Source organism: Variovorax sp. LjRoot84, assembly GCF_964254305.1.
In the GTDB taxonomy this organism is placed as follows: Bacteria; Pseudomonadota; Gammaproteobacteria; order Burkholderiales; family Burkholderiaceae_C; genus Variovorax.
The window spans coordinates 1448600-1463201 of sequence record NZ_CAXUTE020000001.1 but is presented as its reverse complement, the minus strand read 5'-3'; the positions used below and the strand labels follow the sequence as shown (position 1 = coordinate 1463201).

At 65.7% G+C, this 14602-nt stretch carries 13 protein-coding genes; 8 read left to right on the top strand and 5 right to left on the bottom strand.

Going from position 1 to position 14602, the window contains the following annotated elements; all coding sequences use genetic code 11:
• Window positions 1–91: 91 nt before the first annotated feature.
• Window positions 92–640, bottom strand: a complete 549-nt coding sequence (locus ACSQ9I_RS07380; RefSeq protein WP_436312729.1) for a YceD family protein — start codon at window positions 638–640, stop codon at window positions 92–94.
• 38 nt (window positions 641–678) lie between these two features.
• Here ACSQ9I_RS07380 and ACSQ9I_RS07375 point away from each other — a divergent pair, with 38 nt between their 5' ends.
• The 3 genes from ACSQ9I_RS07375 to ACSQ9I_RS07365 are packed head-to-tail and all read left to right on the top strand — an operon-like array spanning window position 679 to window position 3160.
• The gene (locus ACSQ9I_RS07375; protein ID WP_436312728.1) at window positions 679–1260 is read left to right on the top strand and encodes a Maf family protein; all 582 of its coding nucleotides are present in this window, start codon (window positions 679–681) and stop codon (window positions 1258–1260) included.
• Window positions 1257–2015: an SAM-dependent methyltransferase gene (locus ACSQ9I_RS07370; protein WP_093106615.1), complete on the top strand. Its 759-nt coding sequence runs from the start codon at window positions 1257–1259 to the stop codon at window positions 2013–2015. The genes ACSQ9I_RS07375 and ACSQ9I_RS07370 overlap by 4 nt, the downstream gene beginning before the upstream one ends.
• A 26-nt stretch (window positions 2016–2041) precedes the next feature.
• Window positions 2042–3160 (top strand): MFS transporter, encoded by a 1119-nt coding sequence (locus ACSQ9I_RS07365; protein WP_436312727.1) that lies wholly within the window; start codon window positions 2042–2044, stop codon window positions 3158–3160.
• Window position 3161: 1 nt separating this feature from the next.
• Here ACSQ9I_RS07365 and ACSQ9I_RS07360 read toward each other — a convergent pair whose 3' ends face one another.
• The 4 genes from ACSQ9I_RS07360 to ACSQ9I_RS07345 are packed head-to-tail and all read right to left on the bottom strand — an operon-like array spanning window position 3162 to window position 6279.
• On the bottom strand, window positions 3162–4184 hold the full coding sequence (locus ACSQ9I_RS07360) for a S49 family peptidase (RefSeq protein ID WP_436303152.1): 1023 nt from the start codon (window positions 4182–4184) through the stop codon (window positions 3162–3164).
• A 1-nt stretch (window position 4185) separates the two neighbouring features.
• Window positions 4186–4551 (bottom strand): Rieske (2Fe-2S) protein, encoded by a 366-nt coding sequence (locus tag ACSQ9I_RS07355; RefSeq protein ID WP_436303151.1) that lies wholly within the window; start codon window positions 4549–4551, stop codon window positions 4186–4188.
• 10 nt (window positions 4552–4561) lie between these two features.
• Window positions 4562–5230, bottom strand: a complete 669-nt coding sequence (locus ACSQ9I_RS07350) for an HAD-IA family hydrolase (protein ID WP_436303150.1) — start codon at window positions 5228–5230, stop codon at window positions 4562–4564.
• The gene (locus ACSQ9I_RS07345) at window positions 5227–6279 is read right to left on the bottom strand and encodes an RluA family pseudouridine synthase (protein WP_436312726.1); all 1053 of its coding nucleotides are present in this window, start codon (window positions 6277–6279) and stop codon (window positions 5227–5229) included. The genes ACSQ9I_RS07350 and ACSQ9I_RS07345 overlap by 4 nt, the downstream gene beginning before the upstream one ends.
• Before the next feature lie 540 nt (window positions 6280–6819).
• On the opposite strand from ACSQ9I_RS07345, the gene ACSQ9I_RS07340 reads away from it, so the two are divergent.
• From ACSQ9I_RS07340 to ACSQ9I_RS07320, 5 genes are all read left to right on the top strand, one after another.
• A complete protein-coding gene (locus ACSQ9I_RS07340) occupies window positions 6820–9840 on the top strand; it encodes an Rne/Rng family ribonuclease (protein ID WP_436312725.1) in 3021 nt (1006 codons plus the stop codon).
• Between the two features lie 563 nt (window positions 9841–10403).
• Window positions 10404–11126, top strand: coding sequence for a sugar transferase (locus ACSQ9I_RS07335; RefSeq protein ID WP_093106635.1), 723 nt, complete (start codon window positions 10404–10406; stop codon window positions 11124–11126).
• Window positions 11123–12559: a mannose-1-phosphate guanylyltransferase/mannose-6-phosphate isomerase gene (locus tag ACSQ9I_RS07330; protein WP_436312724.1), complete on the top strand. Its 1437-nt coding sequence runs from the start codon at window positions 11123–11125 to the stop codon at window positions 12557–12559. The genes ACSQ9I_RS07335 and ACSQ9I_RS07330 overlap by 4 nt, the downstream gene beginning before the upstream one ends.
• Before the next feature lie 58 nt (window positions 12560–12617).
• The gene (gene fcl, locus ACSQ9I_RS07325) at window positions 12618–13586 is read left to right on the top strand and encodes a GDP-L-fucose synthase (protein ID WP_093106640.1); all 969 of its coding nucleotides are present in this window, start codon (window positions 12618–12620) and stop codon (window positions 13584–13586) included.
• A gap of 30 nt (window positions 13587–13616) precedes the next feature.
• A complete protein-coding gene (locus ACSQ9I_RS07320; protein ID WP_436312723.1) occupies window positions 13617–14591 on the top strand; it encodes a hypothetical protein in 975 nt (324 codons plus the stop codon).
• The last annotated feature ends 11 nt before the right edge of the window (window positions 14592–14602 follow it).

Below are 14602 nucleotides of genomic sequence, written 5' to 3'. Positions count from 1 at the left end.
TGTAGAACGCTCTAACGTCGACGGCGGCGCGCGTGAAGCCCATGATTATAGCCCAAGCTGAATAAGGAGCGCCAGCTCGATGTTTCGAGGCCTACTCCGGCTTGCGTGAACGCAACGCGCCGAGCACTGCGAAGGGATTCGGACGCGCGGCCTCGGCCGCCTCGAAATCGGGATCCGCAGCCGACAGCCGCACCGGCTCGGGACAACGTTCGTGCCGCGGTGTGACCGGGATTTCCATGAGGAGCTCATCCTCGATCAAGGCATGGAGGTCGAAATCGCGGCTCGCGACCAGAACGTCCTCCTCGGAATCCTCGTCTTCGGCCGCTGCAATGGCTTCGTCTGCCGCGAAACGAAACCAGCGATCGACTTTCAGTTCGACTTCGACCGGGGTGAGGCAGCGCTGGCAGACCAGGGGCACCGTGGTCTGCGCCTCCAGGTGCAGCCAGGGGACTGGCGCTCCATCGGGACCATCGCGGCGGGCGCCTTCGGCCTGCCAGCGCACGCTCACGTCGGTGGCCGGGGCGGCCACTTCAGCGCTCAAGCGCTGATAAGTCTGAAGGGGCTCGTTTCCCGAAACGGTAGCGGCCGCCTCGGCAAAGCCGTTCACGTCGAGCCGGCCTGGGGCAAATTCTCTGGTCATCGGCACCAGTCTAAACCGCTCGCGCACAATCGTGGCCCATGCAACGCACTGTGATTCTTGCCTCGACCTCGCGCTATCGCCGCGAGCTTCTTGCACGCCTGCACCTGGCCTTCGATGTCCAAGCACCCGACGTCGACGAAACACCGATGGCAGGCGAGGCGCCGCGCGCGTTGGCGGAACGGCTGGCGCTCGAAAAAGCGATGTCGGTGGCCCGCCAATTCCCTGAAGCCGTGGTGATCGGCTCCGATCAGGTGGCCGACCTGGCTGGCGAGCCATTGGGCAAGCCCGGAGATCACGCCCGCGCCACGGCCCAATTGCGGCGCATGCGCGGCCAGACGCTGATATTCCAGACGGCCGTCGCCGTGGTGTGCCAGGCGACGAGCTTCGTGCAGCGCGATCTGGCGCCCGTGCGCGTCGTGTTTCGTGAGCTCAGCGATGCGGCGATCGATACCTATCTGCGCGCGGAACAGCCCTACGACTGCGCGGGAAGCGCAAAGAGCGAGGGCCTTGGCATTGCTCTGCTCGAAGCCATCGACAGCGACGATCCGACGGCCCTGGTGGGCCTGCCGCTGATTCGTACAGCCAACATGCTGCGCGCCGCCGGCGTCGACCTCTTGTGAGCAAAGGCAAGCTCTATCTGGTGCCTGCACCGCTGGATTTCGGCTGTGAGGCTGAGGTGCCGCTGCAGGACGTGCTTCCGCTCGGCACGCTGCAGATCGCGGCTGGGATCACGCACTGGATCTGCGAGAACGCGAAATCGGCCCGCGCCTATCTCAAGCGCATCGACGCGGTGGCGCCGCTTGCTGCGCCGCTGCAGGCCCAGCAGATCCAGGAACTGCCGCGCGAGGTTCACAAGAAGGGAGACCACGCCGGCCAGTTCGATGCCCGACCACTCCTTTCCGCCGCGCTCGAAGGCAAGAACATTGGCCTGCTCAGCGAGGCCGGCATGCCTGCCGTCGCCGACCCGGGATCCTCCGTGGCACGGGCCGCGCACGAACTGGGCATCACCGTGGTGCCGCTCACCGGCCCGGTGTCGCTGCTGCTCGCACTTGCGGCGAGTGGTCTCAATGGCCAGAACTTCGCTTTCGTCGGCTACCTGCCGCAGGACGCCGAGGCACGCGCGCAACGCATCCGCGAGCTCGAGGCACTCGCACTGAGGACCGGCCAGACGCAGCTTTTCATCGAAACGCCCTACCGCAATACAGCCCTGCTGCAGGCGCTCGTGCAGACGCTGCAGCACAACACGCGGCTCGCGGTGGCGCGCGGACTCACGCTCGCGGCCGCGAACGTGCGCAGCGATACGGTGAAGAGCTGGCGCGCCAAACCATTGCCGGCCGACGAGCGCACGCCCGCGGTGTTCGCGATCGGGCGCTGATCTTGTCAGGCCCTCCCTCCGCCCGCATGCGCTGGGCTTCGCGCGCGCAATTCTTCGGCTCGGGTTTCATCTTCGCGACCTGGGGTGTTCATATCCCGACTGTGAAGATCCACTACGGCGTCGATGAAGCGGCGCTCGGCTTGGCCATGCTCGCCGCCGGCGTCGGCGCCTTGCTGGGCCTCACACAGGCGAGCCGCTGGATCGGCCGCCATGGCGCCCGCGGCACCGCCGGCCTGTGCGGCGCGATCTATGCGCTGCTGCTGGCCGGCTTGCTGGTGATGCCCAGCTATGGCGCGCTGCTGGGCTTGCTCGCCGTGTTCGGCATCCTCACCGGCGTCTTCGACGTGGCGATCAATACCGAGGCCGCGCAGCTCGAGCTGCGAGACGGCCATCCGCTGATGAGCGGCATGCACGGCATGTTCAGCCTGGGCGGCATGGCGGGTGCCGTGACCGGCGGCGCAGCGCTCGCCGCTGGGATGGCGCCTCAATCGCACTTGACGCTCGTCGCCGCGGCGATGGCGCTATCGATCGCCCTCTCCTCTAGATGGATGTTGCCGAAGGAGGCGACCACGTTCACCAGCACGGGCGACGGCTTTCGCCTGCCGCGCGGCGCGCTGGCCATCCTCGGCGTGCTGGCCGCGCTGGGGCTGATTGCCGAGGGCGCGATCTACGACTGGAGCGTGCTCTATCTGAAGCAGGAACTGGGCAGCCCCCAGCAGCAAGCCGCGCTGGCCTACGCCAGCTTTTCGGCGGCGATGGCCGCCACGCGCTTCGCCGGCGACGCGATGCGGGCGCGTTTCTCGCCGGCGCTGCTGCTGCGCGGCAGCGCCTGGCTGGCGGCCGCCTCCATGACGCTGGTCCTGCTGGCCGACGCACCCTGGCTGGCCTTGATCGGATTTGCAGGCGTGGGCATCGGTTTCGCCAACGTGGTGCCGATCCTCTTCGCCGCGTCGGCGCGCGTCCCGGGCGTCGAGCCGGCACGTGGCATCGCCGCGGTATCGGCAGCGGCCTACCTGGGCTTCATGGCCGGACCGCCGGCAATCGGCTTTCTGGCCCAGCTCAGCTCGTTGACTGCTGCGCTCTATGTCGTGGTGGCCTTTGCCGCAGCGCTCGCGGCATCGGCGCGCTACGCGAATCCGGCCTGATTCAGCGCAGCGCCGGCGCGGTTCGCAGCGCCCGAACCGAAGCGTCGCCGAGGGCAGCGCCGAATTTCTTGGCGAGCTTCTCGGCCACGTTCTCCCGGCGCGTGTAGTCGATCACTTCCTCGGCCTTGATCACTTCGCGCGCAACGAAATCGACGTTGCCGAGCTGATCGGCCAAGCCGAGCTCCACGGCCTGCTGGCCACTCCAGAACAGGCCGCTGAACAGGCCGGGCGTATCGACCTTCAACCGGTCGCCGCGGCCCTTCTTGACCACATCGATGAACTGCGCGTGGATCTGGTCGAGCATCTTCTGCGCGTGCACCCGCTGCGCATCGCTCATCGGGCTGAACGGATCCAGGAAGCCCTTGTTTTCGCCGGCCGTCAAGAGCCTGCGCTCCACGCCGACCTTGTCCATGAGGCCGGTGAATCCGAAACCGTCCATCAGCACGCCGATGCTTCCGACGATGCTTGCCTTGTCGACGAAGACCTTGTCGGTCGCCGCCGCGATGTAGTACGCCGCCGACGCGCAGGTCTCCTCGACCACCGCGTAGACCGGCTTTTTGTGCTTGGCCCGCAGGCGCTTGATCTCGTCGTTGATGATGCCGGCCTGCACGGGGCTTCCGCCCGGCGAATTGATCAGCAGAACGACACCCTTGGCGCCGTCGTCCTCGAAGGCGCTCTTCATCGCCGCGATCACGAACTCCGCACTCGCGTCGCCGCCATTGGCGATTTCGCCCTTGATTTCGACTACCGCCGTGTGGGCCGTGGTCTTGGCAGTCGTCGGCGTGCCGCGGGACATGGCCAGCCACACCAGAAAAATGAAGAAGACGAGCCAGCTCAGACGAATGAAGGTCTTCCAACGACGCGTGGCCCTTTGTTCGCGCAGCGAGGCGAAGGCCAGTTTTTCGAGTGTGGCGCGCTCCCAGTTGGGTTGCTGCGTCGGATCGTTCTTCGACATGCTTCGGGGAGGCGCGGCGCGCTCGAAAGGCTCGAAACCCTCAGGTTCCGTGCGGTTGGAATCGGTCATTTCAGAAAACCAGAGGTTGGAGGTTCCAGGCAGTATGCCAGTGCACCACTCCGTCCCGTTCGCTCAAGGCGATCTTCACCAGGCCGCCGCGACAAGGACCGCCGGCGCACTCGCCGGTGTCCGGCTTGTAGACGGCGCCATGCGTCGCGCACAGCAGCCATTGACCGCTGTCGTCGAAGAAGCGATCCGGTTGGAAATCCAGCTCCATCGCGACGTGGCTGCAGCGGTTGAGGTACGCGTGCGGCTGGCCTTCGTAGCGAATGGCAAAGGCCCGGCATGTCTGGCCGCCGTGCACCACGTCGAAGGGAACGGCGCGGCCGCCCTCGACCAGGTCGGCCGCATTGCACAGCGGGATGCATTCGCTCATGCGCGGATTTTCATGCGTTCTCGAGAAGCCATTGCGTCAGGCCGGACACCGAGTGCGCCACATGCAGCGGCTTCAGCACGTCGAAGCTGTCCGGCTCGTGCGCGCCATAGCTCACGCCCACGCTCGCGCAGCCGGCGTTGAGCGCGAGCTGGAGGTCATGCGTGGTGTCGCCGATCATCAAGGTGCGATCGGCCGGCACGTCCAGCTCTTCCATCAATTCGAGCAGCATGCGCGGATGCGGCTTGCCGAAGGTTTCGTCGGCCGTTCGAGAGGCGTCGAAGCGGTCCCGCAGCGCGACGGTGGCGAGCGCCTCGTTCAACCCCCGCCGCGATTTGCCCGTGGCCACGGCCAGCTTGTGGCCGCGCGCGTGGAGCGCATCGAGCATCGGCAGGACGCCGTCAAAGAGCACCAGGTCGTCTTGATGCTGCAGGTAGTGATAGCGGTAGCGCGCGCCGAGCTCGGCGTACTTCTCCTTCGGTACATCGGGTGCGGCGCGGGCCAGCGCTTCGGCAAGGCCCAGGCCGATCACCCATGCGGCGTCGTTCTCGTTCGGCTTGGCGCCGCCGACGTCGACCACCGCGGCCTGGATGCAGCGCACGATGAGTCGCGTCGAGTCATAGAGCGTGCCATCCCAATCGAAAGCGATCAGGTCGAAACGGCGGGGACGAATGTCAGTCATGAGTGAGAGGCTGTCGAGGGGTGGGCAGCGAGCGCATCGAGCGCAGCCTGCGGCATCAGCGCATGCAGTTCCGGCGGCAAGTCAGCCTGCAGCGCCATGCGCTCTCCGCTCGCGGGGTGGGTGAACTGCAGTCGCCAGGCGTGCAGGAACATGCGTTTGAGTCCGAGCTTCTGCAGCGCGCGGTTGCGCTCGAAGTCGCCGTACTTGTCGTCGCCCGCGATCGCATGGCCGCCGGAGGCGAGGTGGACGCGAATCTGATGCGTGCGACCGGTCTTGATCGTAACGGCGAGCAGCGAAAAGGAAGCGGCGTCCGCCGGGAGGGCGACGCGAGCCAGGACTTTCACCAGCGTCACGGCGCGCATCGCGTCGGGATGGTCCTTGGCCACCACGCGCACGCGCCGCTCACCCGGCTCAGCCGAGCCGGCCTGACCCGGCAAAAGGTACTTGGCGAGCGGCGCATCGAGCACCTTCTTGTTCGCGGGCCAGCTGCCTTCGACCAGCGCCAGGTAGGTCTTGCCGGTCTCGCGCTCGCGAAACTGGTCTTGCAGCGCCGTCAGCGCGCTTCGCTTCTTGGCAACCAGCAGGATGCCCGAGGTCTCGCGGTCCAGCCGGTGCACGAGTTCGAGAAAGCGCGCCGCAGGGCGCGCGGTGCGCAGCTGCTCGATCACGCCGAAGCTCACGCCGCTGCCGCCGTGAACCGCGACGCCGGCCGGCTTGTCGATCGCCAGCAAGGCATCGTCCTCATACAGCAAAGGGAATTCGCGCGCGGGTGCGGGCGGCAGGCCGCCCTCTTCCCCCCGTGCCGACACCCGTACCGGCGGCAGCCGCAACACGTCGCCTTCCGCCAGGCGGGTTTCGGCCTGCACGCGTCCTTTGTTGATGCGCACCTCGCCCGACCGGATGATCCGGTAGACATGGGTTTTGGGCACCCCCTTGAGCTGCCGGAACAGGAAATTGTCGAGTCTTTGGCCCGCAGATTCCCCATCGACCGTCAGAAAGCGAACTTCTGCTGCCGCGGGGCTTGGCTTCGCACCTATAATGTTTTTCACCAGCGCGGTCTTGTAAGTGCTTGATTAATCAGAAGTTTAGAGCACTGCCGGAGGCGCTGTGAGGTCGATGCCGCTTAGGCGTTGAGCCCGCAAGCCACGCGCCAACGCGCAAGGCGGCGGGCGCTACATCAAAGTCAAGCCGACGCCCACGAAACACCGATACGGAATACCCAGCCGGCAGACCAAAAGCTGCCGGCGGATCGAAGCGAGTACCTTGTGTTGATACTGCTGATTCAACTTTGCCTGCGCTGGCTGATGCCAGCGGCCTCGGGCATTGAATCGTCGGCAGAGCGCGCCACCATTGCGCCAATTGCTATAGAAAATATAGCGCGTCAACACCATATCGGGCTCGCGCCCATCCATGCGCCCCCACCCCGGCTGTCATTGAGCTGACGCTCGATACGGTTGCTCGCGTCCGCGCGGCAACCAGCAGCAGCCGGGGCACAGCGGCAATTCCTTCGTTTCGCGACGCGTCGTCCGTGCATCGTTAGGTCCGTCATGGACCGGTTAGAACGATAGAACAGACAAAGGAAACGCATCATGAAGCGGATGCTGATCAACGCCACGCAGGCAGAAGAACGCCGCCTGGCCATCGTCGACGGGCAAAAGCTCCTCGACTACGAAATCGAAATCGAAGGGCGCGAGCAGCGCAAGGGCAACATCTACAAGGCCGTTGTGACGCGCGTCGAGCCGTCGCTGGAGGCCTGCTTCGTCGACTACGGCGAAGACCGCCACGGCTTCCTGCCGTTCAAGGAAATCTCCAAGCAGTATTTCGCCGAAGGCGTCTCGGCCAGCCAGGCCCGGATCCAGGACGCGATCCGCGAAGGCCAGGAACTGGTGGTCCAGGTCGAGAAGGAAGAGCGCGGCAACAAGGGCGCGGCCCTGACCACCTTCATCTCGCTGGCCGGCCGCTACGTCGTGCTGATGCCCAACAACCCGCGCGGCGGCGGCGTCAGCCGGCGCATCGAGGGAGACGACCGCGCCGAGCTCAAGGAGGCGATGGACCAGCTCGAGTACCCCAAGGGCATGAGCATCATCGCGCGCACCGCCGGCATCGGCCGCTCCGCGCCCGAACTGCAGTGGGACCTGAACTACCTGCTCAAGCTGTGGGCCGCCATCGACGGCGCCGCCAAGGGCGGCAAGGGCGCTTTCCTGATCTACCAGGAGTCCTCGCTGGTGATCCGCGCGATCCGCGATTACTTCAATCACGACATCGGCGACATCCTGATCGACACCGACGACATCTACGACCAGGCGCAGCAGTTCATGGCCCACGTGATGCCGGAACACGCCGCGCGCGTGAAGCGCTACCGCGACGACGCCGCGTTGTTCAGCCGCTTCCAGATCGAGCATCAAATTGAATCGGCCTATGCGCGCACGGTCCAGTTGCCCAGCGGGGGCGCGATCGTGATCGACCACACCGAGGCGCTGGTCTCGGTCGACGTGAACTCGGCGCGTGCCATCAAGGGCGGCGACATCGAGGAAACGGCCACCCGCACCAACCTCGAAGCCGCCGACGAAGTGGCCCGCCAGATGCGCCTGCGCGACCTGGGCGGCCTGATCGTCATCGACTTCATCGACATGGACGAGTCGAAGAACCGCCGCGAGGTCGAAAGCCGCCTGCGCGACGCACTGCGCCAGGACCGTGCACGCGTCCAGTTCGGCTCGATCAGCAAGTTCGGCCTGATGGAAATGAGCCGCCAGCGCCTGAAGCCGGCGCTCTCCGAAGGTTCGTCGATCCCCTGCCCCCGTTGCGGCGGCTCGGGCCACATCCGCGACACCGAATCGAGCGCGCTGCAGATCCTGCGCATCATTCAGGAAGAGTCCATGAAGGACAACACGGCCGCCGTGCACGTGCAGGTGCCGGTCGAAGTTGCATCCTTCCTGCTCAACGAGAAGCGCCCCGAGATCGCCAAGATCGAACTCAAGCAGCGCGTGACCGTGCTGATGGTGCCCAACAAGACGCTGGAAACACCCAACTACAAGCTGGAGCGCCTGAAGCACGACGACCCGCGCCTCGACCACATCGAAGCCAGCTACAAGATGGCCGACGAGATCGAGGACCCGACCTCGGTCACGCGACGCTCGCAGGAGCCCACCAACAAGCAGACGCCGGTGATCAAGGGCGTGCTGCCCGATGCACCGGCACCGGCGGCAATGCCGAAGCCCGAAGCGGTGCGTCCGCCGGCAGTCGCCCCGGCACCCGCGCCTGCTGCGGCCACCCCCGTCGCGCGCGCACCCGCCGAGTCGGGCCTGTTCGGCTGGATCAAGAGCCTGTTCGGCGCCGCGCCGGTCCCGGCACCCGTCCCGCCCACGATTCCTGTGGAAGCGCCCAAGCCGCGCCGCGATGCTCGCGGCGGCCGCGACGGCGAGGCACGCACCGCGCGCGATGGCGAGCAGCGCCGCGGCGGACGCGGTGAAGGCCGCGGTGGACGCGACGGCGAGCGCCGCGGCGGCCGCCCCGGCGAACGCCGCGAAGGCGAGCGCCGCGAAGGACGCGAAGTCCGCGGCGAGGCGCGCAACGACAGCCAGGTCCGCGAACCGCGCGAGCCCCGCGAAGCGCGTGCGCCGCGCGATGGTGAGCGCCGCGGCCGCGGCGAGCGTCGCGACAGCGACCAGCGCCAACTGCCGACCGAAGCAAGCGACGTCCAGCTCGACGCACAGGCGATCGCACCGAATGCGTTCGCAGGCGACGAAGGTGCTCCCCCCGCGGAGCGCGCACCGCGCGGACGCGGCGAACGTCGGGAACGCGGTGAGCGCAGTGCAGACGCAGCGCGTGAACGCACGGGCGACGCCTCCCGCGCTGCGAACGCCGACAGCTCGCAACAACAGGACGGCGCTTCAGCCGATCGCGGTGCGCGCGGCGGCCGCGAGGAGCGCGCACCCCGCGGCGAGCGCAACGAGGGCCGCCGCGAGCGGCGCAGTGAGGGTGCCCCGCGCCCCGTCGAAACGCCTTCCGCCGCAGAAGTTCAGTCGCTTGCGGCCGAACCCACCGAGATGGGTAGCGCCGATGAAGCAGCAGCTAGCGGGGATTCCGCGCCGCGCCGTGACGGCGACGAGCGCCGGGGCCGCTCGCGCGATCGCTACGGCCGAGACCGCCGCGAGCGCAGCCCGCGCGAAGAGGGCGAAGCGATTGCGGCCGCATCTGCGCTCTCTCCAGCACCCGCCGGCGCCTACGACGGCATCGAGATCGATACGGCGCCGTCGGCGCCTCGCACCGAACGGCCCGCTGTCGCACCCTCCATGCCCATCGTGGTCGAGGCCAAGCCCGCGACTTCGCGCGCTCTGCCGAAGGTTCAGCCCTTCGAGCTGCCGCTGGACGAACTCGCCCAAGTGGCGGAAGGCTCCGGATTGCATTGGGTGAATTCGGATGCCGAACGTGTGGCGCAGGTTCGCGCGGCGATCGCGGCAGAACCCAAGCCCATCCATGTGCCCCGCGAGCGTCCGCCCGCCATCGTGATCGACGAAGGCCCCTTGGTGCTGGTGGAAACCCGTCGCGACCTCGGCAATATGGTGCTGCCATTCGAAGAAGCCGGGCGCGAGGCCGGCGTGCGCCAGTAAGCACACAGTGCAGAGGGAGGCAGCCCGCCTCCCTCTCGTTCGACATCGGCAGTTCCTGCCAAACCATTTTTGGGGGCCTGCGCCAGCGTCAGCGCCGCCCACTGCGCATCGCTATCGCTTGCCATGCCGCTTACCCAGCGCGCCATTGCACCTTCTTTACAGCCCCGAATACCCCACCAAGCTGCTGCGGTAGCTTTTTGTAATCCTTTTGGATTCTTGCGGCACGCCATATGCTTGCTGCGCTGCAGCAACTCCGGAAGCAAGAACCTAAGTCACGAAATCGACGAACGGCGCTTGCAAACAACACTCACTCGTCAATAAGCGTTAACATGTTGTCATACAAAAGACCTACACTTCAGGCGAATATGCTGCACTGCACCAAATCAGTGTAGAGGCTTGTTCACAGAGTGCGCAACTTACATCGCTCAACGAAGGGTGTACGTCTTTTGTTCACAAGACAACGAAGGAATCTTGTGTTCAAATTCTTGCGAATAGTAGTAAAGCGTTACACTGCCACGCTCTGACTCTGAAGTTGAGGCAGCACCCGTCTGGGGGATATTTAAATGTTTCGTTCCGACTCGACCGCACACGGCAACGTGGTCCGACGCTTCACCCCTGATGGCGGCGGATCGTCCGCGCCTCCAGCGTACGTACAACCACGCAGACTCACTCGTCTCGAACGCGCGACGAAGCGCGCCATCGACATCGTGGGCGCGCTGACCTTCTTCATTCTCTTCGGGCCCCTCTATCTGCTCGTTGCACTCGGCGTGCGCATCAGCATGGGCCGTCCGGTCCACTTCTGGCAGAACCGCCTTGGAGAAAGCGGCCAGAGGTTTCGCTTCTACAAGTTCCGCTCGATGGTGCACAACTCCGAAGTGGTGCTGGACGAATTCCTGAGCCGCAACGACATGGCCCGCACCGAGTGGGACACTTTTCAGAAGCTCGAGAAGGATCCGCGCATCACGCCCATCGGCCAGTTCATCCGCAAGCTGAGCCTCGACGAACTGCCCCAGTTCTGGAACGTGCTCAAGGGCGACATGAGCCTGGTCGGTCCGCGCCCCTGCATGGAGCGTCAGCGCAGCCTCTACGGCAAGGGCTGGGAACACTATTGCGCCATGCGCCCCGGGATCACGGGCCTGTGGCAGGTCAGCGGCCGCAACCGCCTGTCCTACGCAAGACGGGTCGAACTCGACATGGAGTACGTCAGCAACTGGTCGTTGTGGCTCGACATCAAGATTCTGTTGAAGACCGTGCGTGCAGTCATCACCGGAGAGGGTTCGAGGTGAGCGTCATTCAGCCGATCGTCCTCTGCGGCGGCAGTGGCACCCGCCTGTGGCCGCTGTCGCGCAAGACCCTGCCCAAGCAATTCGTCCCGCTGATCGACAACAAGAACCTGCTGGTGCTCACGCTCGAACGTCTCCGTCGGTTGAATACCGAGGTGACTTGCGTTGCGGCAGAAGAGCACCGCTTCCTGGTTCAGGAAAGCATCGAAGCAGCGGATGTTTGCGGCAAGCAACTGCTCGAGCCGATGGCACGCAACACGGCGGCCGCCATGTCGGCGATTGCCCTTCTGGCCGACCCGGAACAACTGCTGCTGTTCGCACCCGCCGATCACCACATCCCGGATGCAGACCGCTTCGTCGCCACGATTCAGAAGGGGATTCCTGCCGCGCTGGCCGGATACCTCGTGACTTTCGGTGTGGAGCCGACTTTTCCCAGTACCGCCTACGGCTACATCCGCCAGGGCAACAAGCTCGATGAGGCATTGGGCGAAGAGGCGGGTCATGCCGTGGCCGCATTCGTCGAGAAGCCGGCAGCCTCGCACGCGGAGCAGCTGCTGCTCGCGGGCGGCCACCTCTGGAACGCCGGCATCCTGCTGGTCCAGGCCAAGGTGCTGCTCGCCGCAGTCGAGCAGCACGCGCCCGACATCCTCGAAAGCTGCAGGCTGGCCACCGCGGCCATCGAAACCGACGGCGATTTCCTGCGCATGGACAGCGCCGCATTCGGCCGCTGCCGCAGCCAGAGCATCGACTACGCGGTGCTCGAAAAATGCGACCGGGTTGCCGTCATTCCCTTCCAGGGTCGCTGGAGCGATGTCGGCAGCTGGAACGCGGTCGCCGAGTTGCACGACGTGGACGGCGACGGCAACCGGATCAGCGGCCAGGGTTTTGCCATGGGTGCGCGCAACACCTTCATCTATGCGCCCAATCGTCCCGTCGTGGCCCTGGGCACCAAGGATCTGCTGGTGGTCGACACGCCGGATGCGCTTCTGGTTGCGCACAGCGACTGTGCCGAACAGGTCAAGGACGTGGTCGCCTTGCTCACGACGCAGGGCCACAGCCAGGCCACCCGGCATCGCCGCATTCCGCGCCCATGGGGCGCCTACGACAGCATCGACGACGGCGAGCGCTTTGCCGTCAAGCGCCTGACGGTCAAGCCGGGTGCGCACCTTGCGCTGCGAATGCACCACCATCGTGCCGAACACTGGGTCGTGGTCAAGGGAACGGCCAGAGTGGTGTGCGACGACAAGGTGCTCCTGGTCAAGGAAAACGAATCGATCTACATTCCCGTTGGCGCCCGATACAAGCTGGAAAATGCCGGCAAGACCATCCTCGAAGTGATCGAAGTCCAGACCGGCGGCTACCTCGGCGAGGACGACATCGTGCGCTTCGACGATCTGCCCGAGCGCGCCGACGGTCAACGCAGACGACTCGCCTGATCGCTCCGGCCGGGGGAGCACCGGGCCCAACCTTCACCCCGTATCAAGGTCTATTTCCATGAGCGAGTTTCAGAAGCGGATTTTCGTCGCGGGGCACCGCGGCATGGTGGGCAGCGCCATCGTGCGATGCCTGGTCGAGAAGGGCTACACCAACCTCGTCACCCGGAGTCGTGCCGAACTCGACCTGACGGACCAGGCGCAGGTCCGGGCCTTCTTCGCCGAGGAACGGCCGCAGGAGGTCTATGTAGCGGCGGCCAAGGTCGGCGGCATCCACGCCAACAACAGCTATCCGGCGGAGTTCATCTATTCGAACCTGATGGTCGAAGCCAACCTGATCCACGAGGCCTGGCGCACCGGCGTGAGCAAGCTGCTCTTTCTCGGTTCGAGCTGCATCTATCCACGGCTCGCGGCACAGCCGATGGCAGAGGACGCACTCCTGACCGGCAAGCTGGAGCCGACCAACGAGCCCTACGCCGTCGCCAAGATCGCCGGCATCAAGCTCTGCGAAAGCTACAACCGCCAGTACGGCTGCGACTTCCGCAGCGTGATGCCGACCAACCTCTATGGCCCGGGCGACAACTACCATCCCGAGAACAGCCACGTGCTGCCCGCGATGATCCGCCGCTTCCACGAAGCCAAGCTCGCGGATGCGCCCTCGGTCGTGATCTGGGGCACGGGGACTCCGAAGCGGGAGTTTCTCTACGTCGACGACATGGCAAGCGCCTGCGTCCACGTGATGGACCTTCCGCGCGAGATCTACGCGGCCCATACGGAGCCCACGGCCAGCCACATCAATGTCGGCAGCGGCGAAGACCAGTCGATCGCGGAACTCGCGCAGCTGGTGAGCGAGGTGGTGGGCTACCGCGGCACCATCCGCTGCGACACGAGCAAGCCCGATGGCGCGCCGCGCAAGCTGCTCGACATTTCGCGGATTCGTCAACTCGGCTGGAAGCCCAGGATGACGCTGCGCGCCGGCGTGGAGCGCGCTTACGAGGATTTCTGCAGCGAAGAACTCATCCCTTCCTGAGGACCTGAATTCCCTGCGTCGATGCCCAGCATGAATGCCACCTCCATCTCCCTGATTCCGCCCGGCACGGGCGGCGTGCGGGACTATGCGACGGTGCTGGGCAATCCGCTCAACGCGCCGCTGATGGAGCTGACACGCAACACCGACACCGCGTCGCTGAAGGGAGAGTTCCTGCTCCTGCATTTCAGCGGCTACGGTTTTCAGAAGCGCGGCATTCCGCTGTGGCTGGTCAAGAAGATCGACGGCTTGCGCACCCAGTTCAAGGCCTTCGGCATCGTCTTCCATGAACTCTTCGCGACCGGCCCGCCGTGGGGCTCGGCGTTCTGGCTCAGCGGCTGCCAGCAGCGGATCGCGCGCGACCTGCTGCTCCTGTCCGATTTCTGGCTGACGAACCGGGAGGAATCCGCGCGCTGGCTGCTGGAGCGTTCCCAGGCCACGCCGCACCGGGTGCTGCCGGTGTTCTCGAATGTGGGCGAGCCCGCCTCGATCGAGACCGAACGGCAGCGCAAGCTGGTGGTTTTCGGCAGCGCCGGCATCCGCGCCCAGTCCTACGAATGGTCGGACGGCGAACTCTTCCGCTGCGCCAAGCGCAACGGCCTCGAGATCCATGACATCGGTCCGGCGATGCCGGGAGGCCCGCTGTCCCAGCGACTGGTGCAGGAGGGCGTGATCGCGCACGGCAAGCTGTCGGCCGAACAGGTGAGCCTGGCGCTGTCCAGCGCGGACTACGGCGCCCTCGCCTACCCGCCGGACTACGTGTCCAAGAGCAGCATCTTCGCAGCCTACAGTTCACACGCCGTCTGTCCCATTCTGCTGTCGGACGAGTATGGCGTGCACGACGGCCTGACGCCCAATGTGCACTATGCTCGTGGTTTCGACGCGGTCGACCGGTCGGCCGTCGATCCGCGCGTCATCGGACACGAAGCGCACAAGTGGTATGAACCGCATCGCATCGATGCGCATGTCGCTGCGCTTCGGACAATGACCACCGAGGTGCAAAGGTGAGCAACAGCAAC